Genomic DNA, 20200 nt, shown 5'->3' with positions numbered 1-20200 from the left:
AGATGTCCATTGGTTTCGTCAAAAGATGTAGCTAGATATGCCGGTGTGTCACAATCCACCGTTTCCCGTGTTTTAAACGATCCTTCTAAAGTAAATAGTGAGAATGTTTTAAAAGTGCAGGAGGCAATGAGAGCGTTGAACTACAGGCCAAACTCTGTCGCCAGGTCTCTTGTCAGCAATAGAACACGGACGATCGCACTAATTTCGGGCCCCTTGCATAATCCATTTTTCGTGGAAACTACGACTTCCATTGTGAACTATGCAGAGTCCAAAGGGTATCGCACGATGGTCTTTTTCGAACACACCGATGAAAACAAGCCTATTTATGACGCTGTACTGTCTGAACGAGTAGATGGTATTCTTTTATCTTCAATTTTCAGAGAAGATCCGGTTTTTGACGACCTGCAAGCCCTTGACATTCCTGTCGTCATGTATAATCGCCGTCATAATAAAGGTGGTAATTTTGTAGAAATCAACAATATCGAGTCTGGCAGACTAGCTGCGAATCATTTACTGGAGCTCGGACACGAAAGGCTCGCTGTCGTCAGCGGTCCGAACTATACCTCGACCTTTCATGGTCGAAAGCAAGGATTTTTAGATGAATACAAGCGAATAACTGGAATGGACCTCACTCTAGACCTGATTAAGGAAACCAATACAACTGAAGCTGCTGTTCATCAGGCTGTTTTAGACATTATGAGCAGCAGGAAACCACCAACAGCCATCTTTGCAGCTACTGATGCCATCGCTATTTTTGCAATGGATAAGCTACAGCAAATTGGCTATAGTATTCCAGACGATGTTTCAATTTGTGGTATGGACAACGTGAGCTTAGCAAATCACCGGTCATTTCAGCTTACATCTATTGGACAAAAAGGTCCTAAAAATCTTGGTTTGATAAGTGCTGAACACTTAATTGAATTAATGGAAAAACCAGCTAATGAAGATGTTCAGATCACACTAGAACCAGCATTATATGATCGAAAGACAACAAAGCCCCGATTGTTATAATCGGGGATTCACTTTAAGTTTTCTTGAATACGTATTCATAGAAAGGGAGAGTTGACATGCAACTAACAGAAACTACTAGAGGTTGGTTTTTAAATGGCGAAGAAACGTACGTTGGTAAAACATATGATATTTTTCATCCCCATACAGAAGACAAACTAGCACAAGTGCCTGATTCTACTCCAGATATGATGAAACAAGCGATTGAGGCTGCGCATGCTGCATTCCCAAAGCTTAAAAAGCTAACGAAAAAAGAACGCGCAGACATGCTTTTTAAAGCAGCTTCTTTCATTGAGCAAGAGAAAGAGGAAGTCGCACTAACCATCAGCAAAGAAGCATGTAAACCATTAAAAGCTTCCTTAGCTGAAGTGGACCGAACTGTGCAGACTTTACAGTTCGCCGGCGAAGAAGCAAAGCGACTGGATGGTGAATATCTTTCTTTAGATGCAGCAGCTGGTGGTGAAGGGCGAGATGCGTATACTATTTTTCAGCCTATTGGGGTTATTGGAGCTATTACACCGTTTAACTTCCCTTTAAATTTGACAGTGCATAAAGTAGGACCAGCTCTTGCAGCTGGAAATCCTATAATTATTAAACCCAGTGAACAAACCCCTCTCTCTGCTTTATATTTAGCAAAAGTATTAACTAAATCCGGTTTTCCAAAAGGAGCTTTATCGGTCGTTCCCGGTGATGGAGTTTCTCTTGGAAAGGTGCTGCTGGAAGACGATCGCGTGAAAAAAATATCCTTTACTGGAAGCCCTGAGGTAGGAAAACTAATTAAAAGTCAGGCAGGTCTAAAGCGAGTAACGTTAGAGCTAGGGAGCAACTCCCCTATGTATGTTGACCGCTCCATTACCGATGTAGAGACTGTAGCTCAAAAAGCGGTTCAGGGAGCTTTTGCATATAATGGACAAGTTTGCCTTAGCACCCAGCGCATCTATGTGCATGAGGAAGTAGCTTCATCATTCAAAAAAGCGTTTGTAACGTTTACAGAAAAACTTCGATTTGGTGCACCTGAAGAGCAGGAAACGGATGTCTCCAGCTTGATAAATAAACGCTCTCAAGAACGAGTTTTTAAATGGATTGGAGAAGCTGTAGAGCAAGGAGCCTCTTTGCTTACAGGGGGGGAGAAAAAAGATAACGGAATAACACCAGCAGTTCTTGAACGTGTTCCGGCCACCGCCTCCATTTCTTGTGCAGAGGTATTCGGTCCCGTAGTTTTAATCAACGAAGTGCGTGATAGCCAAGAAGCTTTAGAGGCGATGAATGACAGCCACTATGGATTGAATGCCGGCGTATTTACTAATAACTTATCTCAAGCTATGCAAATGGCTCATGAACTTGAGACTGGTCAAGTACTCATCAATGATGTTCCAACATTACGATTTGATCACATGCCTTATGGAGGTGTAAAACAATCCGGTTATGGCAGAGAAGGAGTCAAGTACGCGATGAGGGAAATGGCTGAACTGAAGATGATCAGCATCAATTACCAATCTTAGGAGGATCTGAAATGGAGATTACCACTATCACCTTTCAACCAACTTCAACGAGAAGACAATTGTACTACCCTTATCTACTTTCAGTATGGCGATCATCATATCGAACACTATTTTCTCCGCAAACAGAGAAGCGCGCGTTAATGACCAACTTGGTTAAAGGAGGAACCAGTTTTGCGGTTCCCCCACATACGACAATTATGAAAGCGTTACCAAGATCTGTGATGACTTCAGCAGTATCTTTTAACGAAGCTGAAGAAGATGCGTTCGAAATGCTTAGAAGATTTTATCTGCATAAAGCCCGTTCCTGGAAAATACCTGATATTACGCTTCAGTATTCAACGCTGGTATATGTTCCATTTGAGTATTATGTCAAGCAAACACGTTGGCTGAAAAAAGATGCTCTTTTTCTGTACGAGCCTTTGTCAAACAGTGAAGAACCTTTAAAAAAGCACCCTGAAATATTAGAGCATGTATCTGCCAAGGAGGCGATTGGATGACTTTTCTTTTTATTATGGGCACGTTAATTATCGGTACATGGATTGGCATGGCACTGCTTCTTTTTAAAACAAGATTAGTAGATGAAGAAGAATAAAAAAAGAAAAGAGGTTTCGTAAATGGATACGACAATTATTACGTTTTCCTGGATATTCATGAGTCTGTTTATTCTTCTTATGCTGGCAATGGGCTGGGTAGGAATGAAACGTACTAATACACCAGATGATTTTGCTACTGCCCGCTCCAGCTACGGTCCTCTTGTAGTGGCATTGGTTATTGCAGCAGGCATCTCCAGCGGATCTACTTTCATGGGTATGCCCGGGCTGGCATATTCCATCGGTACACCTTCGCTGTGGTATCCGCTCCTCTACCCGATAGCGACTGTTATCGGAATGGTTTTTGTAGCAAAGGTAATCAAGCGCTACGGTGATAAATTTGGAACAAGAACGATTCCAGAGTTTATTGGTGAACGATTCCAAAGTGATTTTTTAAGACTAGCACTGACGATCATCTCAATCTTGCTGATCTTTTACGTGGTTTCTCAATTTGTTGCAGCTGCAACGATGTTCCAGACGATGATGGGCATTAACTATGGAACAGGGCTCATCTTAACAGCTGTAGTTCTTGCCATCTATGTATTTATGGGAGGCTCTCACTCAGATATTATTACCGATGCGATTCAAGGTTTCTTGATGGTGATTATTGCTGTAGTTGTCTTCACTACATTTTTAACCAGTTTTGGAACTGGAGGGAACTTCCAGCAAATGCTCTCGACCATCAGTCAGGAGCGTCCTGAAGGTGGTTTCAATCAACTTTTTTTACCAGGGGATGCAACATATGGCTCTTTATGGCTCGTAGGCTTATTGTTTATCGCTCACCTTCCTTTTGCTGTGCTGCCTCATTTGGGAAATAAATTCATGGCAGTTAAATCTGGAAAAGATCTAAAAAAGTTGATCATGTACTGTACGATTATCGCTACCATTTTGCCACTAATGGCACTTGGCGGTATGCTGGGAATCGCAGTCATCGGCGGTGATGCCGGTATCCATCCTGACCAGATTATCCCTGTTTTATTCAGCGAACTGTTTCCACCAGTCATTGCCGCTTTCTTCGCAGTAGCTGTTTTATCAGCAATTATGTCGACTTCGGATGGGCTAATCGTCTCCTTAACCCAGCTTCTTGCAAATGATTTATATCGAAAATCTATTGTTCCAAAGCTGCGGATTACAAAAGAGAAAGCAGAAAGAAACGAACTTCTGATCAGCAGATACAGTACATTTATAGTGATCATTGCAGCCATCTTTATTGCCTGGTCTCCTCCCGAATTTTTATCTGTATTTATGTGGATAGGCATAGGAGGTATCATGGCAGCTACTGCCGGACCGCTAATTGTGGGTGCCCTTTGGAAAAGAGCTACAAAAAGTGCAGCTATTTCGTCCCTCTTGGCTGGCACCATTTCTTATTGGATCATCTATTTGCCTTTCGGATTTGATTTCGCTAATCCATTTGGTGCAGCTGGACTAGGTGTCATCATCAGCATGTCTACGATGTATTTTGTAACCTTGGCCACTTCTGCGAAGCATGATGTTAGTGTGCCTTTTGAACGTAAATCCACGGTGAAAACCGGATAATAGTTGGAGGTTTTAAACGATGTCATTTTCATTTGTATCACCTTTACGTATCGAAGCCGGTGAAGCGGCTGTAAAACAACTTCCCAACCTAGTAAAATCCTTTGGGGCTGAACGAGTATTTGTTTTTGCAGATCCCGGGGTTGTCAAAGCAGGTATTACAACACCTGTAACTGATGAGCTTGATCAAGAAGGGATTACCTATTACGTCTATCAGGATTTACAGCCGGAACCGCCGATTCACATTGGCGATCATGCAGTAGCGGCTTTAAAGGATTTTCAGGCTGACCTGGTGATTGGTGTTGGAGGCGGGAGTGCTCTGGATATAGCCAGTGCAGCTGCTGTTATGCATGGGAATGAAGGCTCTATAGAAGATTATTTAAACTTAAGCGGCACCAAATCGTTCCAGCATAAAGGGCTCCCAAAAATATTAATTCCCACCACTGCTGGAACTGGGGCTGAAATCACAGACATCGCAGTATTTTCTCTGGAGAATACAAAAGATGTGTTAACGCATGAATATTTGTTAGCCGATGCTGCCGTAGTCGACCCCGCTTTGACTTATACCGTTCCCGCTTCTATTACTGCAGCAACTGGAGTCGATGCGCTTACTCATGCGGTTGAAGCCTTAGTATCCGTGAATGCTACTCCTTTAACAGACACATTAGCTATGAAAGCGATTCAGCTCATTTCCAGCAGTATCAGGCAAACAGTGAGAGATGGGTCCAATAAAGAAGCCAGATCCAATATGGCCTGGGGCAGTATGATAGCAGGGTTAAGTTTTTATAACGCAGGTGTCTCTGGTGTCCATGCATTAGCATACCCGCTCGGCGGTATGTTTAAGGTGCCCCATGGTGAAGCCAACGCTGTACTTCTTCCATATATTTTTGATTTCATTTGGCCCTACGCTACCCCTAAAATGAATATGATGGCTCAGGCCTTGAATGTTTATGAAGAAGATATGTCAGAAGAGGAAGCAGCAAAAGCCGCTGTATTAGAACTAAAATCTATTGTAGAAGATGTGCAAATCCCAGCTGATCTAACACACTTCGGAGTAAAGCGCGATGATTTGAAGGCGTTAACGGAAGCAGCTACTAAGCAATCCCGCTTGCTTGCCCGAAGTCCAAAATCCTATTCATACGAAGAGATCTTTGATCGGTATGTAGCAGCTTTCGAAGGAAAATTAGAAGTCAGTAAAACTCATAGTTGATAATAGTTCACCTTTCTAAGGCTCCTCTTCCCATATTTCATGCACTCTTATGCAAATACCGCCATATTGGTTCAGTCAGGTACTTGTCGCTTTCTGTAAGCCTTACGTTATTTTTAAGCGGCTGACTTGTCGTTTTTTCGTTATAACGGTCTGTTAAGTTGCTTTCAAGCCGCTGTCTGTTACGTTTGACCGCGGCTCTCACAAAAACTCTAGCTAGCTGGACGTGTTTCAGCGATCGCACTAAAAAGAGGAGCCGCAGCTTGCCGGCTCCTCTTCTTCTATTCCGTTAATCCCTCTGCAAACACTGATGCGTTGTGGTGCAGCATATCGAGGTACGTTTCTGCCCCGCTTCCTTCTTCACCGACAGCATCGGTGTAAACTTCACCGGCAATCGGTACGCCGGAGTTATCAGAAACGGTCTCCATGTAGCGCGGATCGACGGTTGACTCGACAAACACTGCCGGGACGCCGCGGTCCTGAATCACGTCAATGATCCGGTTCATCTGGCCGGTTGTGCCTTCTTCGTGCGAGTTCAGTTCCCAGATGCCGTCTGTGTCGATATCAAAATCAGCGCCAAAATACTTAAAGGCATTTTCACTGACGACAATCAGCCGCTGCTCTTCCGGGATGTCTGCCAGCTCTTCTTCAATTTGCGCCGACAGCTCCTCCGCTTCCTGCTTCAGCTGTTCGCCGTTTGCTTCAAAATCGGCAGCGGCGTCCGGCGCCCGCTCGGACAGATCTGCGACGATGTTGTCAACGTAGTACGGAATGTTCGCTGGACTCAGCCATGCGTGCGGGTCGACGCCTTCTTCACCCTCAAGCGGAATTTCCTCAACGCCGGTGGACGTCTCCACGACATCGGTGTCCGCAGCGTTTTCGACCACCCGCTGCAGCCACTCTTCCAGTCCCAATCCGTTTACGTAAAACACATCTGCTTCATTTACGTTACGAAAGTCACTCGGTACCGGCTCGTACTCGTGCGGCTCTTCGCCGATCGGCACGATGTAATCAACTTCCGCGTGCTCGCCTGCAACCGTTGCGGCAATGTCACCGAGCACCGAAAAGCTGGTTGTAATATATAAGTTCTCTTCTTCATTGCTGCTTCCGGACTCTGCTTCTCCGCAGGCGGCCAGCAGCAGTGCCGGCAGCAGCCAAATTGCCTTTTTCATTCGTCATCCCTCATTCAGATAAAAGTTTATGTACAGCCACGATGTTTCCCTAAGGAAACTTTTATTGTTGAGACCATCTTATCCTGCTCTTTGTGAAAAGTAAAGCTGTTTGCTTCAAAAAAAAAGCAGAACGGTTCTGTATTGCTTCGAAGCCGTTCTGCTTATGATGATAAAGTCAGGATGTTTTATGCTTCCACTTCATTTCTTCTCCAGATTCCCATTTTACTTCTACTTCTATTTTTTCGATTTCTGATTCATCCAGGTCCAGCTCGGTGACCAGCTCGTCTTTCATATCACGAATCGGACGGTTCGTCTGCAGTTGAATCGCGCCAAGCAAAGATTCGATCTCCTCAAGAGCTTCACGTCCTTCCACTTCTGTTCCGTCACGTCGTTCTATTTCCGCCTCCGGATCGTCCGCTTCATAGTCGTATTCCAAGTCCTCACCGTTTGTAAAATCGATATCTATGTCCAGCTCCCGCACCGCTCCCGGCTCTGTACCGGCGATATTTTCCTGATCCACCTGCAGCTCTTCTCCGGAAGCAAGCTTCATTTCAATTTCGATATCATCAAGCTCCTCGAGCGGCATATCGATGTGAGCGAGGATATCATCACGCATCTCTTCAATGGAGCGGTCCTTGTGAATGTCAACGGCTGCTAGCAATTCTTCTATTTCCTGTGCTGCGGCTTCTCCCCGGACCGATTCGTCCCCGTCCCGTTCGATATCTGTTTCGTTATCGCGGTCAGCTCGGTAGTCGTACTCCCACTCATCGCCGTTTTTCCATTCCAAGTCCAGATCAAATTCATCCACCTCTGCCTCGTATGCCGCGGCCTCCTCTTCTTCTGTGTTGGCCTCTTCGGCGGATTCGTCCGCCGTCTCATTTTCATGCGCTTCTTCCGCTGTTTCATTGTTTGCCGCAGGTTCCTCATCAGCAGCCTGATCGTCCTCGTTTTCTGTACTCATCTCGGTTTCTACATTTTGCTCAGAAGCGGTTGTCCCGCCATTATCCGGCTCCACACTCTCCATCTGTCCGCATGCTGTCAGCAGTGCCACCGCTGTAAGTCCTGTCATTATTTTTTTCATCATATCTCATCCTCTCGTTTGTTCATTACAGGTATAGCTTACCCCGCCTGTATGAGAGGATCGTGAAACGTTCATTAGAATTTGATGAGAATTCAGGAAACGCCTTCTACATATTCCATTACCTCATCGATGGACTTCTTTTTTACCGGCTCCTCGCCTTCCTGATAAATGAAATAGGAAGGGAATTCGACTTCTCCGCCGCTCATCGCATCCGCATAGGATTCTCCGAAGCTTCCAATCGACCAGCGATCTCTGCCCCCGCTGATTTCTCTCAGCTCCTCGTGATAGGCCTGCTGGCGTGTGGCAAAATCAATCGCTTCCTGCGTGCCGTCCTCTAAAAGAGCCAGCACAAATCCATCTGTAAAATGGTCCCACGCCGTTTCATCTACATACGCATGAATGTTTTCCAGACTGAGCGGCTCCAGCTCGATCTGCTGCGCTCTGACTGCCGGCAGCAGCGCTCGGTAATGAAGTACGTGATTTTCCCGGTTCGTCGAGATTGTCGGCTTGAACCCCGCCTCTGGAACAACACGTATTTGCTGGGAGACCGGTGTGAACAGATTTGGAGGATTCTCTATACGTTCTCCTGATTCGCTGTCAATGATCTCCGTGTCGTCATCATACACGACTGTGTATGCTTCTACTTCGTATTCCTCCATTTCCGCCGTCATGCTCGTGACATGCGGAGGGAGCTCCGTTCCGAATTTGTTATCTTCTACAAATACCGTAATCTTCCCGTGTTCAAGTACATGGCTTCCTAAATTATATCCTGTAATCACGTCCTGCTCTTCCTCCCCACAAGCTGTAAGCAGAAGCAGCAACGCCGCAGCCCATCCCTTTTTCATGACGCATCCCCTCCGAATTCTCTGCTACTTGTTACGATAAAAGAGGGAAAAAGTTCCTGCTCACTAAATTTACAGAAAAATCAGAATAATTATGGCAGCTTGCCTGCATTTCCCTTACACTAAAGCTAACAGAGAAATAGAAAGGGGATAGACCCATGAAACGGGCAGTCTGGTTAGCCGCGATGATGCTGGTTGCCGCCGGGTGCAGCGATACGAGTGAGGAGGCGGATGGACAGGCAGAGGCGCTTCAGGCAGAGGAGGAGATCAGCGGGCTGGAAGAGCAGGTGGACAAGCTGGAGACCGATTTGGAACGTGAGCGAAACCGCGGACGAGAGCGCCGGGACGAGATCAGTGAACTGAAAAAAGAGCTGAGCGAAGCGGAAGCAGCCAGCAGCACTGAACTGGAGGAAGAACTCGCTGAGCTGCAGGAGGAAATGAGCGAGTTGGAGGAAACCTATGACGAACTTGCGGACACCGCTGCCTCATTGGAAGAAGAAGCCGCGTCGCTTGCTTCCGAGAAAGAAACGCTCAAGGATAACCTGTCTGCCTTAGAAGACGAAGTCGAGACGCTGACGTCTGAGAACAGCCGCCTGACAGCGGAGGCAGAAGCTGTTGAGAGCGCCGCTGATTCGGAGGAACCCGCTGCAAGCACCTCTGACTCCAGCGAAGAAAGCGAGTCCGGGACGAGCAGCGGCTCTCTCGACAATGTCATCGCCGGTCTCTCTGCATCTGAGGTTGAAAGCGAAATCCGTAATAAAGCAGAAGCCGACTGGCCGGACGATTTTATCATGCAGGAATTTGTGATTGATGAACAAACAGCTGCCTACAACAAGCTTAAAAACCTGACGATCTCAACGGAAGTGGAGGCGACACAGCTCGACCGCGCCTATCGGGACTGGGGCTACGATTTTATCATGGTGGAATTCGTGTTTGAAGAACAGATGAAGTCTCACGAAAACATCAATTAACCGATCCCACGCGAAATTATCCTTTATGACCAGGATAATATACCCAAAAATGCTTGTATGTTGCGCTACCCTCGGCTATGATGAAAAAGAAAAACGTTCACGCCGGAGGAAACCATGAAAAAAGCCGTACTACTCTCTGCGATTTGCCTCCTTGCAGCCTGTTCCAATGCGGAAGCAGAGGAGCAAGCCGCCGAACAGGAAGCAGCAATTGAAGCGTTACACGTGGAAAATGACGAGCTCGAACAGCTGCTGAGCGACTTGTCCAATCCCGATCTGCTTGCCGATCACGAGGAATTAAAAGACGCCTATGCGGCGTTAGAAGCGGATTTGGAGGAGCTTCAGGACGCATATCAGGAGCTGGAAACCGACTACGAAACGCTTGAGGATAACCACAGCAGCCTGGAATTAAAGCTGGCTCAGGCCGAGGCGGAGCCCGAGTCCGGGCAAAGCGAACCGGAAGAAACAGCCGATGAACCTGCAGAGGAAGAGACCGAAAGCGGCAGCTACACGAACGTGATCGCCGCTCTTTCATCCTCAGACGTGGAAGCGGAAATCCGCAAACAGGCAGAAGCCGACTGGGCTGATGATTACAGCATGCAGGAATTTGTGATCGGGGAGCAGCAGGCAGCCTACAACACACTGAAAAATCTTTCCATCACAACGGAAGTAGAAGCAACCCAGCTCGAACGCGCCTTTAAAGACTGGGGATACGACTTTACTATGGTGGAATTCGTCTTCAACGAGCAGATGGAGTCGTATGACAACATTAATTGATCGCTGCATAAAGAAAGACCTCAGAGTGACTTATTTCGTCACCCTGAGGTCTGTTTTGATTAAATAACACCGAGCAAAAACGCAACTCCCATTAGGACGATGCTGAAGCCCCATACCCAGAAGAACGAGTAGCGAATGTGCTTGCCCATTTCGAGGCCGGCAAGTCCGAGCGCAAGCCAGAGCGCCGGGGAGAACGGACTGACGAACGTGCCGATGATGTTGCCGATAATCATCGTGTAGGCAGCCGTAATCGAGTCGATGCCGTTCGCACTCACAATCTGCTCCACAACCGGGAGAAGCGCAAAGTAATAGGCATCTGTACTTAAAATCAGGTCAAACGGGACACCGAATACCCCCATGATCACGTGCAGGTACGGCACGATAAAGGCCGGCAGGATTGCGACCATATCAACGGCAATCGCATCCAGCATACCTGTTCCGTTCATAATACCGAGGAAGGAACCGGCTGCGAGAATGATGGAACCCATCATCAACGCGTTTGGCGCATGTGTTTTGATCCGGTCCATCTGCTGGTCCACCTTCGGGTAGTTGAGCGGCAGCGCAATACTGAGGGCAATCATGAACACGAATCCAGACGGGATGATGCCCCAGACGAGCGTCACGACAACGGCGATCGCAATGAGCGCGTTCAGCCAGATCAGCTTCGGACGGCGCAAATCGTCTTTTTCGTCCTTCCACTCGTCATCTGCGGTATCAAGCGTTGCTGCCACTTCCTCTGACACCTGATCCGCTGCGTCATGACCGCGCTTGGCAATACGCTTTTTCTCACGCAGACCGAGGAAGACAGCAAGACCGATGAGCAGAACCATCGCACTGATCTGCACCGGGATGAGCGGACGCCACAGCTCCGTCGGATCCACGCCCAGTACAGCACCGGCCCGGCCGATAGGTCCGGCCCACGGCACCATGTTCATGATACTCGCGCTGAGACCGACGAGCAGCAAAAGCAGGTAAGGGCTCATGCCGAGCTTCAAGTAAATCGGCAGCAGCGCGGGAATCGTGATCAAAAACGTCGATGCACCGGATCCATCCAGATGCGTCACCGCTCCGATCGCCACCGTACCAACAGCAACCGCGACGACACTTCCGCGAGTAAGCGAGATTACACGGTTGATGAATGGGTCAAACAACCCGGTGTCCTGCATGATGCCGAAAAAGAGAATCGCAAAGATGAACATAATGACGACGCTGATGACGGAGTCGATCCCTTCGTTAAAGAAGCCGCCGATCGCTTCTACCGAGAAGCCGGTAAGCAGGGCGCCAATCACGGGAACGAGTACGAGCCCGACAATCGGTGTGATGCGGCCGCTGATCAACAGGGCGACAATAACACCAATCGTCAAAATACCGATAATACTGAGCATAGGAAAACCCCTCCTGTCTTAATTGAAAACGCTTACGATTTGATTGCACTAAGCGTATCAGGAGGGGTTTTGAAAGAAAATATAACGAACATAAACCGTATATTCGTCGTTTATGTTATTTTGTTCATTTTGTTCACGAACGGACGTAGCGTCGCTCCGGACGGCCGACGTCTCCGTATTTTAAGATAGCCTCCGCATTTCCTTCGGTGACGAGATATTCTAAATAACGGCGTGCTGTCGACCGGCTAGCACCGATGGCTTCTCCGGCTTCAACCGCTGTAACGCCGCGATCGCTCGCGAGCAGCTCCAAAATCTGCTCCAGCGTGATCCGGTCAATCCCTTTCGGCAGCTCGTCCTTCGCACTGGTCTGATCGGCGAGGTGGAGCAGCTGGTCAATGTCCTGCTGCGGCATCTCATCCGAAGCGTTCAGCACATGCAGCCAGTGCGACGCACGCTTCAGACCGCTTTCAAGCCGGTTGAATTCGACCGGCTTTATCATGTAGTCGATTGCTCCCCCAAGAAGCGCGCGCCTGACGATATCCTGCTCCTTCGCGGCTGTCACCACAAGCAGCGCTGCGTCCGGAAGCTTCTGCTGCAGCGAATGAAACAGCTGCAGCCCGCGCGTGTCCGGAATAAACATGTCGAGCAGAATGATATCCGGCTTTACTGCGTCAGCCGCCTGCTCGGCTTCAGCCGCTGTCTTTGCCTGGGCGGCCGTAAAAAAGCCGGCCAGCTTATCCACGTACGCCTGCGTGATTTCCGCTACCCGGAAATCATCTTCTACGATCATGACCTTCAGTGGTTCAGCCATGCAGCTTCCTCCTCTGTTTCGGAATCGTCACGACAAAGCACGTCCCCTCGTCGGTGTTTTCGGCAAAAATGGTGCCTCCGCATGCCTCCACCTGCGCCTTCGATAACGCCAGGCCGAAGCCGCGTCCTTCGCCGGATTTACTGGAAACACCCTGCTCAAACAGCGACTGCTCCATCGTTTCAGGAATGCCTGGTCCGACGTCTTCCACTTCAATGAGCACATCCTGCCCGGCATCGCTGAAATAAACCTCGATCAGCCTCTCGCCGCGCGGCAGCTCCTGCATCGCTTCAATCGCGTTATCGATGATGTTGCCGACAGCGGTGATGAGTGCCTGCCGCACATTTTCCGGAAGCTCCTCTGCCAGATGGCTCGATTCATCAATTTCCAGCTTCACCCCGTTTTCATGCGCCAGGTTCAGCTTCCCGAGCAGAATCGCACTTAGCATCGGGTCTTTCACGTTATGAATTAAGCGGCGGATCCAGTTTTTCTGATTCACACTCTCTTCTTTAATGTAACGCTTTGCCTTTTCGATCTCTTCCAGCTGCAGGAGTCCGGAAATCGTGTGCAGCTTGTTGGAAAACTCATGCGTCTGAGCACGCAGCCCTTCAGCATATTCACGCACGCGCGCAAGCTCATTGGACAGCTTCTCAATTTCCGTTTTGTTTCGAAACGTTGACACCGCGCCGATCAGCTTATCCCCATCATACATCGGGACCCGGTTGACGAGGACGACGTTCGCCCCGAACGCCATTTCTTCATCATATTGGGCAACCCCCGTCTCGAGCACTTCCGGGAGCCTGGAGAGCGGCAGCACCTCCTGAATCGGACGCCCAATCCAGGCGGAAGCTTCCTCCTCGCCCTTCACGAGCTTTTGCGCGGCCCGATTCATGAGCGTAATTTTTCCTTCGCGGTTGACGGCGATAATACCTTCATACGCCGACTGCAGCATCGTTTCCTTCTGCAGCAGCAGGTAGGAAATTTCCTCCGGCTCCAGCTGAAACAGGCGCCGTTTAATGTAGCGCGACAGAAGCCACGCCCCTCCTGCCCCGAACGCCGTGATCAATGCCAGCGTCAATAGCAGCTCGTTCCGGTACGGCCCGACGACGGAGCGCACGTCATCCATGAGAAACCCGACCGATACGACACCGACAATTTCCCCGTCTGATATAAGCGGCGTCTTGCCGCGGATCGAGGGGCCGAGCGATCCTTCCGCCTGTGATATGTACGACTCCCCAAGCGCCAGCGCCCGCTCATTGTCTTCCCCGACCATGCGCTCCCCGAGCCGATCCGGATTCGGGTGTGAATAGCGGATTTCCTCCGTGTCTCCGACGACGATAAACTCCGCCTCCGATGCTTCGTGCAAGGGCGAAATGAGCGCCTGTACCGCTTCTGCCGATGGACTGTCACTGCCCATCTCCTCTTGCAGCTCCGGAATTTCCGAAACCGTTCTCGACATGCTCAATGCCCGCTCGCCCATCTGCTCCTCGAGCGAATCACCGAGCAGCTGGTAAAAAAACAGGCCCAGCACTAGCAGCGTGCCCGTGATCAGCACCGCCGTCATAATCGTCAGCTTCGCCAGCAGACTGATCCGCTGCGGCGGCCGGCTGATATACTTTTTCATGTCATGCCTCGTCAGGTTTCCCACGGTCCGCTCCCCCTTCTGATGCCAGTATACCGCATCAGTCAGTTATTCATAAGAGAGCTTCAGTAAAAAAGCCGCCGGATAGTCATCCAGCATATCCGGGTTATCAGCGACACCTGTGAGCAGGCTGGATTCGACTGCATGCGAGCCGTCTTCTTAGCCGTACACCCACGCCATCACATACACGCCGTCTTCAAGCGAAGGCTCATGAAAATCTTCTTCTCTTATCGAAATGAGGCCGAAACTATCTTCGTGTAGAGCATCTTTTTCAACTCTCGGGCGCGCCGATCCAGTAGTCCCATCTGAGCGGATACCGACATCAAATAAGAGCGCATCCTCCTCATCGCGCACCGATCCAAATGCAAAGCCTTCTTCTCCTTCCAGCTCCACTCCTACGCCTCCGCTCGTTTCTTCCTCCAATTCACCATATGTATAGTGCTCCATCTCCGCCATCACCATACGCCCGGGCTCTGACTCAAATGACACGCCGACCCACGTATCCGACATGATCGTCAGCACGGTCTCCGTCTCTGATTCGTCCGGCTCCCAGACTTCCATCGGTTCATCGCTTCCACATCCACCTAAAAAAGCAGCTGCCGTGATCACGGCAGCCGTACGTAGTCGTTGCATGACAGCCTCCCCGCTTGCGAAGTAGTCTGTTAAAGCGGTCCTCCCTCTGAAATACGGCGGCGCTCTTCCTCGAGACGCTCGATCGTCTGCTCAACGGCAACACGGTCCTCCGGCTCACCCGGAACCTCATATTCCAGCTTCCGCTTCTCCTCTTCGATCTGCTCCGTCAATTCTTTATAGCGCTCCTGCGCCTTGGATACAAGCTCAACCAGCTCGTTCTCATACTCTTCTTCAGGTATCATGGTTATCCCTCCCTGTTTTTCATTTTTTCTTAGCGGCATCAGTAATTCCTCTATTCCCGCATTCACTGATTTCTAACATAGGGCTTTTTGTGAACATGCTTGCTGATGCTGTAACAAGGACGCTTTTTTGTTTCCGCTGAAAGTTATTAAACTGGTGCACAAAGTTTTCATTTGCCGGCCGCGAGTTATCGTCTTTGTCGCGAAACATTTCATTCTCAGCTTCAAACTTATTATGGTTATCTTGTTTCGTTCTTCATAACGAAAAAGTTTTCAAGCTGATAGATGAAGTTATCATTTCGTGGCGAAAGTTATCATACGAAGAACACGCAGCAGCTTGGTCGTTCAAGCTGACCGACGGAAAAAGCATTCCGAGTGAAAAGAACGTCGCTGGTTTTTTTGAATGGTGTAATCAGAGGCAGGCGCAGCCTGCGGAGGTGGATGATGAAACTGCTCCATTAGGAAAATGTTTAACTTTCTGGCGCAAAGCGTTAACCTCACTCCTGAAAGCTTTACCAATGGCTTGAAAAGCATTAACTTTGGCTTGCAGTTGTTCACGAGCATTAACTTAGAACTGCTATAACGAAGAAAGCATCATTTGAACGGGTAAAACAATTAACTTTTTCAAGGAAACGTTCAACTACGCTGCACTTCCGCAAACAGAAAAAACCGCTCCACGTTAAATGGAGCGGTTCTGCGATCAGCGATCCCGTTTTGCTTCGGAATAGCCTTCTGTTTGATCAAAGCTGTAGAGGTTCTGGATCTGAATCCAGTCGACGTCTGCGCCGGTCAGTCTTGCGAGCAGCTTCAAAATGCCTTCCTGATCCGCCTTCACGCCGGCAGCTGGCAGCAGGCGGCAGCGCCAGTGATCGGTCGTAAACAGATCGTCCCGCTCCGTCGGGTAAGCGTTGACGCCGCGGTTGGTGATGACGGAAAGCTCATAGTCCGGCTCAGCTGCACGCGAGATGAGCATTGCCAGCTGATCAGCCGACAGATCCTTGTTATATACGTATACGTCGACACCGTCGAGCTCCCGTGCCGAAGGCTGCTCTCCCCGCTCCGACGCCTTCTTTGGCAGCGGCTCCGGCATGCTTCCAGAAGTCGCTTCGAATGATACAGCCTGCAGCTTTTCCGGACGGCTGCCGAGACGCTCGATGACGGCATCGGCAAACTCCTTGGAGCCGACCGACTTACCGCCTTTCGCGATATCACCGGTATGCACGCCGTCCTCCAATGTTTTCAGCCAGGCGTTTTGAATGTTCTCCGCTGTCTCCGCTTCTCCGATATGGAGCAGCAGCTGCACCGCGCCATTCAACAGGCCGGATGGGTTAGCGATACCCTTTCCAGCGATGTCCGGCGCACTGCCGTGAATCGCTTCAAACATCGCATACTCATCGCCGACGTTGGCAGAACCTGCAAGCCCGACGCTTCCCGAAATTTGGGCAGCGATATCGGATCCGATATCACCGTAAAGGTTCGGCATGACGACCACATCGAAATCCTCCGGCGTGTCGGCAATTTTCGCAAGGCCGATGTCCACAATCCAGTGGTCCGTTTCCAGCTCCGGATATTCATTCGCCACTTCCTCAAATACCTTGTGAAACAGCCCGTCCGAGCGCTTCATGATGTTATCCTTCGTAATGCACGTCACCTTTTTCCGGCCGTGTTTTTTTGCGTAGTCAAACGCATAGCGGACGATCCGCTCCGTGCCGGGACGCGTGATCAGCTTCATGCTCTGCACGACTTCCGGCGTCTGCTGGTACTCGATGCCCGTATAGAGATCCTCTTCGTTTTCACGGATCACAACGAGGTCCATCTCCGGATGCTTCGTTTTCACAAACGGAGCAAGCGACATCGTCGGCCGCACGTTTGCATACAGCCCAAGCGTCGTACGGATCGTCACATTCAGGCTTTTATAACCGCCTCCCTGCGGCGTTGTAATTGGTGCTTTTAAAAACAACTTCGTGCGGTTGAGCGACTTCCAGGCATCGTCGGTGATCCCCGTCGTCCACCCGTTTAAGTAGGCTTCTTTTCCGATATCGATGTATTCCGGTTCAATTGGTGCATCTGCCGCTTCCAATATGCGCAGGACGGCATCCATGATTTCCGGCCCGATCCCGTCTCCGCGCGCAACTGTGACTGGTGTTCTGCCCATTGTTCCGCCTCCTCCTGTATAATTGACTCTTTTTCCCATACCCCTTTCACAGGAGGCGCTAATCATTGATTTCATGAAAAAAACCGCCGGGGGTGGCGGTTGAATCGTTACTGACAGCTTACGGCTGAATTATATTCAGCAAACATGCCGTCCTTATTATGTTTCCATGCCCAGACGTGCAGCGCATAGCTTCCCGGTCCAAACGGGCCGTCATCAAACGTCTGCCCATAAAGTTCCGGAGCCTCCTCTGCAAATCCCAAAAATTCTACGGCAGCCAGCTTCATCTTCCCGTTTTTCATCTCTTCATACACCAGAACCTCCGGCTGCTTATGATCATGTCCCGGAGTTTCGACAAGCCCGAAGTTAACGTAGTGATTTCCCATACCGGGTACACAGTTAACCCACACGTATCCGTCATCTTCCGCCCGCTCTACCTGCTGATACTTAGCTGTAGCTGCTCGGGTCTCCGCCAGCATTTTGTTTGCGTCACTTCCAAAAGAGCCTGCTCCCGCTGATGCCGCTGCTCCAAAAACAAAGAGGACGGCCAACAATCCTGCGATCAGCACCTTTAACCCTTTCATGATAATGCTCCTCTTTGGCCTGCAGGCCGGAATTCCCCCGGCGGTAAAAAACGCTTCCGTTCGTTATCACGCACCTATAGTATACGCTTTTTCAGCAAGATTCCGTCACGATTCGACATTATTTCAATAAAAATCAGGTATTTTACACAGCTTGTTTCTTATAGAGGACATTGCCCTTCTTTTTTTTGCTAACCTTTGTATAACTTTTATAACGAACAACTTGTTGTGTTGGCTAACGGCCTGAAAGTTATTAATCTGTTCCGCAACTTTTTCATTTGCAGGGCAACAGTTTTCAACAAACTGCTTGAACGTATCATTTTCGGGCTGAAGCTTATACGTGTTATTATCTGGCGTTCTCGATAGCGAAATTATGATCATTTGCAACACCAAACGTTTCATCCTGACCTCCCAAGTTATCAAACCTGACGAGTCCCGCAAAAAAGCTCCCGGCACTCAGCCGGAAGCCTTCCTCTATAGCCCACCTACAGCACGCTCTCCAGCGCCCTGCGATGGGCGTCAATTGTCTTTTCGATATCTGCTTCATCATGAGCGGTCGACATCGAGTAGCGATTAAGCGGCTTGGAGTAGATGCCGAGCGTCAGCAGTGCTTCGTCAATACGGCGGCGCAGATCGGTGTCAGCTTTACGCATGTCGCGCAGGTTGCGGATCGGCTCATCCGTCAGTACGATGTTGAAAATGCTGCCTACCCCCATCGCCTGCATCGGTACGTTAAACTCTTGATACAGCTCTGTGAGGCCGCGCTTTAGCTGCTCGGTTTTCCGAAAGACATCTGCAATGCCGCCGCGTTTTTCCAGCAGCTGAATCGTTGCGAGCCCCGCAGCAAGCGTTGTCGGATGTCCGTTGTACGTACCGCTGTGGAAAAATGCTTTTTCTGATCCCGATGTGCCGGCTGTAAGAATGTCACGTCCGGAAGCCGGTGAACAGAGCTCCATGATCTCGCGTTTTCCGCCAAGTGCGCCGACAGGGAAACCGCCGCCGAGCACTTTTCCAAGCGCCGTCAAATCCGGCTTAATGCCGTAGATTTCCTGCGCTCCGCCGAGGGAGACCCGAAAACCTGTTTTGACCTCGTCGTAAATGAGCACGATGCCAAGCTCCTCTGTAAGGGCACGCAGCTGCTTCATGAAATCCGGTGAGGCCGGAATGAAACCGGACTGAATCGGCTCCATCATCACACAGGAAACGTCATCTGCCTGCTTTCGTAAAATCGTTTCACATGCGGTGATGTCGTTAAACGGAAGGATGACCGTGTTAGCTACGCATTCGCTCGACACTCCGCTCGAATCCGGAACACACGCAGGATTCTCCGCTGTTCCTTCTTCAGTTTCATCCGGGTTCACACTCATCAGCACTTGATCGTAGCCGCCGTGGTAGTGGCCTTCGAATTTTGCTATTTTGTGCCGACCGGTGTAAGCAGCGGCAAGCCTTACCGCCAGAAGCGTCGCCTCCATGCCGGAATTGCAGAAGCGGACCTGGTCAATGCCGCGGTACAGATCGCGCAGCTTCTGCGCCATCGTGATCTCCAGCCGGTGCGGGGCGCCGAAGATCGTCGTACCTTTGGAATACATCTGCTCGGTTACCGCCGTATAGACAGCCGGGTGCCCATGGCCGGTCATGAGTGCCCCGTAGCAGAGCAGGTAGTCAATGTATTCATTGCCGTCCACGTCGTACAGCCTGCTTCCGTGTCCTTCCTCCATGACGATCGGGTGCGGCTTAAAATACTTGATATTTGCCGTTACGCCCCCTGGCATCACGTCCATCGCTTCCTCAAAAAGCGCCTGTGATTTCGCTGTACTGACTTCCGTTGCGGTTTCCGTTACGTTTTCCATTCGTGAGTCATTCCTCCATGTTTTTATTCAAAATGAATTATTTACTCCATTTTATATTAAAAGTGGAGTAAATACATCAAATGTGGACAGTTTCTTGGAAATTAATGCGAAAGTCACCCCTCACTTAAGAAAAGTCCTGACTATTTGACATACTAATTGCCTGCGAAGGCTCAATTGTCAACAAATGTAACTAGTACCTTTTCGTGAACCTGACTCATTTTAACTATTCA

General features: G+C 49.5%; 18 protein-coding genes. 7 read left to right on the top strand and 11 right to left on the bottom strand.

From position 1 onward, the window contains the following. Positions 1–9: 9 nt before the first annotated feature. The 5 genes from ACSZLD_RS12090 (at position 10) to ACSZLD_RS12070 (ending at position 5843) form a co-directional block, all read left to right on the top strand. The gene (locus ACSZLD_RS12090) at positions 10–1011 is read left to right on the top strand and encodes a LacI family DNA-binding transcriptional regulator (protein WP_444685310.1); all 1002 of its coding nucleotides are present in this window, start codon (positions 10–12) and stop codon (positions 1009–1011) included. 56 nt (positions 1012–1067) lie between these two features. Further along, positions 1068–2510, top strand: a complete 1443-nt coding sequence (locus ACSZLD_RS12085) for an aldehyde dehydrogenase family protein (RefSeq protein WP_444685309.1) — start codon at positions 1068–1070, stop codon at positions 2508–2510. Positions 2511–2521: 11 nt separating this feature from the next. Continuing rightward, complete coding sequence (locus ACSZLD_RS12080; protein WP_377909417.1) at positions 2522–3007, top strand: hypothetical protein; 486 nt, start codon at positions 2522–2524, stop codon at positions 3005–3007. A gap of 117 nt (positions 3008–3124) precedes the next feature. After that, positions 3125–4636, top strand: a complete 1512-nt coding sequence (locus ACSZLD_RS12075) for a sodium:solute symporter family protein (protein WP_377909418.1) — start codon at positions 3125–3127, stop codon at positions 4634–4636. A 19-nt stretch (positions 4637–4655) separates the two neighbouring features. Beyond that, positions 4656–5843 (top strand): iron-containing alcohol dehydrogenase, encoded by a 1188-nt coding sequence (locus ACSZLD_RS12070; RefSeq protein WP_444685308.1) that lies wholly within the window; start codon positions 4656–4658, stop codon positions 5841–5843. 278 nt (positions 5844–6121) lie between these two features. Here ACSZLD_RS12070 and ACSZLD_RS12065 read toward each other — a convergent pair whose 3' ends face one another. From ACSZLD_RS12065 to ACSZLD_RS12055, 3 genes are all read right to left on the bottom strand, one after another. Next, the gene (locus ACSZLD_RS12065) at positions 6122–7012 is read right to left on the bottom strand and encodes a metal ABC transporter solute-binding protein, Zn/Mn family (RefSeq protein WP_444685307.1); all 891 of its coding nucleotides are present in this window, start codon (positions 7010–7012) and stop codon (positions 6122–6124) included. A gap of 175 nt (positions 7013–7187) precedes the next feature. Next, positions 7188–8093, bottom strand: coding sequence for a YusW family protein (locus ACSZLD_RS12060; RefSeq protein ID WP_444685306.1), 906 nt, complete (start codon positions 8091–8093; stop codon positions 7188–7190). Between the two features lie 92 nt (positions 8094–8185). Further along, the gene (locus ACSZLD_RS12055; RefSeq protein WP_444685305.1) at positions 8186–8938 is read right to left on the bottom strand and encodes a hypothetical protein; all 753 of its coding nucleotides are present in this window, start codon (positions 8936–8938) and stop codon (positions 8186–8188) included. A 155-nt stretch (positions 8939–9093) separates the two neighbouring features. Here ACSZLD_RS12055 and ACSZLD_RS12050 point away from each other — a divergent pair, with 155 nt between their 5' ends. Then, complete coding sequence (locus tag ACSZLD_RS12050; protein WP_444685304.1) at positions 9094–9906, top strand: hypothetical protein; 813 nt, start codon at positions 9094–9096, stop codon at positions 9904–9906. A 114-nt stretch (positions 9907–10020) separates the two neighbouring features. Beyond that, positions 10021–10680, top strand: a complete 660-nt coding sequence (locus tag ACSZLD_RS12045) for a hypothetical protein (protein ID WP_444685303.1) — start codon at positions 10021–10023, stop codon at positions 10678–10680. A 59-nt stretch (positions 10681–10739) separates the two neighbouring features. On the opposite strand, the gene ACSZLD_RS12040 is transcribed toward ACSZLD_RS12045, so the two are convergent. The 8 genes from ACSZLD_RS12040 to ACSZLD_RS12005 form a co-directional block, all read right to left on the bottom strand. Continuing rightward, positions 10740–12065, bottom strand: a complete 1326-nt coding sequence (locus ACSZLD_RS12040) for a CitMHS family transporter (protein WP_444685302.1) — start codon at positions 12063–12065, stop codon at positions 10740–10742. A 133-nt stretch (positions 12066–12198) separates the two neighbouring features. Further along, the gene (locus ACSZLD_RS12035) at positions 12199–12876 is read right to left on the bottom strand and encodes a response regulator (RefSeq protein WP_444685301.1); all 678 of its coding nucleotides are present in this window, start codon (positions 12874–12876) and stop codon (positions 12199–12201) included. Then, positions 12869–14521 (bottom strand): ATP-binding protein, encoded by a 1653-nt coding sequence (locus tag ACSZLD_RS12030; protein ID WP_444685300.1) that lies wholly within the window; start codon positions 14519–14521, stop codon positions 12869–12871. Before ACSZLD_RS12030 ends, ACSZLD_RS12035 begins: the two co-directional genes overlap by 8 nt. A gap of 153 nt (positions 14522–14674) precedes the next feature. Beyond that, the gene (locus tag ACSZLD_RS12025; RefSeq protein WP_444685299.1) at positions 14675–15148 is read right to left on the bottom strand and encodes a hypothetical protein; all 474 of its coding nucleotides are present in this window, start codon (positions 15146–15148) and stop codon (positions 14675–14677) included. A gap of 29 nt (positions 15149–15177) precedes the next feature. Continuing rightward, positions 15178–15390 carry a hypothetical protein gene (locus tag ACSZLD_RS12020; RefSeq protein WP_168004370.1) on the bottom strand — a complete coding sequence of 71 codons (213 nt, stop codon included), beginning with the start codon at positions 15388–15390 and terminating at the stop codon, positions 15178–15180. A gap of 697 nt (positions 15391–16087) precedes the next feature. Next, positions 16088–17542: an NADP-dependent isocitrate dehydrogenase gene (locus tag ACSZLD_RS12015; RefSeq protein ID WP_444685298.1), complete on the bottom strand. Its 1455-nt coding sequence runs from the start codon at positions 17540–17542 to the stop codon at positions 16088–16090. Between the two features lie 107 nt (positions 17543–17649). Continuing rightward, a complete protein-coding gene (locus tag ACSZLD_RS12010) occupies positions 17650–18123 on the bottom strand; it encodes a hypothetical protein (RefSeq protein WP_444685297.1) in 474 nt (157 codons plus the stop codon). A gap of 482 nt (positions 18124–18605) precedes the next feature. Continuing rightward, positions 18606–19970, bottom strand: a complete 1365-nt coding sequence (locus ACSZLD_RS12005) for an aspartate aminotransferase family protein (RefSeq protein WP_444685296.1) — start codon at positions 19968–19970, stop codon at positions 18606–18608. Positions 19971–20200: the final 230 nt, after the last annotated feature.

The sequence above is a fragment of the Alkalicoccus luteus genome, assembly GCF_052061695.1.
GTDB classification, from domain to species: Bacteria; Bacillota; Bacilli; order Bacillales; family Salisediminibacteriaceae; genus Alkalicoccus; species Alkalicoccus luteus.
Note: the sequence above shows the minus strand (reverse complement) of the source record. Positions and strands in the feature narration are given on the sequence as shown.

What these genes read in the sequence shown, in the direction of transcription:
- ACSZLD_RS12085 (WP_444685309.1), top strand. Translation starts at nt 1,068, where the DNA reads ATGCAACTAACAGAAACTACTAGAGGTTGGTTTTTAAATGGCGAAGAA.
- ACSZLD_RS12080 (WP_377909417.1), top strand. Translation starts at nt 2,522, where the DNA reads ATGGAGATTACCACTATCACCTTTCAACCAACTTCAACGAGAAGACAA.
- ACSZLD_RS12075 (WP_377909418.1), top strand. Translation starts at nt 3,125, where the DNA reads ATGGATACGACAATTATTACGTTTTCCTGGATATTCATGAGTCTGTTT.
- ACSZLD_RS12070 (WP_444685308.1), top strand. Translation starts at nt 4,656, where the DNA reads ATGTCATTTTCATTTGTATCACCTTTACGTATCGAAGCCGGTGAAGCG.
- ACSZLD_RS12065 (WP_444685307.1), bottom strand. Translation starts at nt 7,012, where the DNA reads ATGAAAAAGGCAATTTGGCTGCTGCCGGCACTGCTGCTGGCCGCCTGC.
- ACSZLD_RS12060 (WP_444685306.1), bottom strand. Translation starts at nt 8,093, where the DNA reads ATGAAAAAAATAATGACAGGACTTACAGCGGTGGCACTGCTGACAGCA.
- ACSZLD_RS12055 (WP_444685305.1), bottom strand. Translation starts at nt 8,938, where the DNA reads ATGAAAAAGGGATGGGCTGCGGCGTTGCTGCTTCTGCTTACAGCTTGT.
- ACSZLD_RS12050 (WP_444685304.1), top strand. Translation starts at nt 9,094, where the DNA reads ATGAAACGGGCAGTCTGGTTAGCCGCGATGATGCTGGTTGCCGCCGGG.
- ACSZLD_RS12045 (WP_444685303.1), top strand. Translation starts at nt 10,021, where the DNA reads ATGAAAAAAGCCGTACTACTCTCTGCGATTTGCCTCCTTGCAGCCTGT.
- ACSZLD_RS12040 (WP_444685302.1), bottom strand. Translation starts at nt 12,065, where the DNA reads ATGCTCAGTATTATCGGTATTTTGACGATTGGTGTTATTGTCGCCCTG.
- ACSZLD_RS12035 (WP_444685301.1), bottom strand. Translation starts at nt 12,876, where the DNA reads ATGGCTGAACCACTGAAGGTCATGATCGTAGAAGATGATTTCCGGGTA.
- ACSZLD_RS12025 (WP_444685299.1), bottom strand. Translation starts at nt 15,148, where the DNA reads ATGCAACGACTACGTACGGCTGCCGTGATCACGGCAGCTGCTTTTTTA.
- ACSZLD_RS12020 (WP_168004370.1), bottom strand. Translation starts at nt 15,390, where the DNA reads ATGATACCTGAAGAAGAGTATGAGAACGAGCTGGTTGAGCTTGTATCC.
- ACSZLD_RS12015 (WP_444685298.1), bottom strand. Translation starts at nt 17,542, where the DNA reads ATGGGCAGAACACCAGTCACAGTTGCGCGCGGAGACGGGATCGGGCCG.
- ACSZLD_RS12010 (WP_444685297.1), bottom strand. Translation starts at nt 18,123, where the DNA reads ATGAAAGGGTTAAAGGTGCTGATCGCAGGATTGTTGGCCGTCCTCTTT.
- ACSZLD_RS12005 (WP_444685296.1), bottom strand. Translation starts at nt 19,970, where the DNA reads ATGGAAAACGTAACGGAAACCGCAACGGAAGTCAGTACAGCGAAATCA.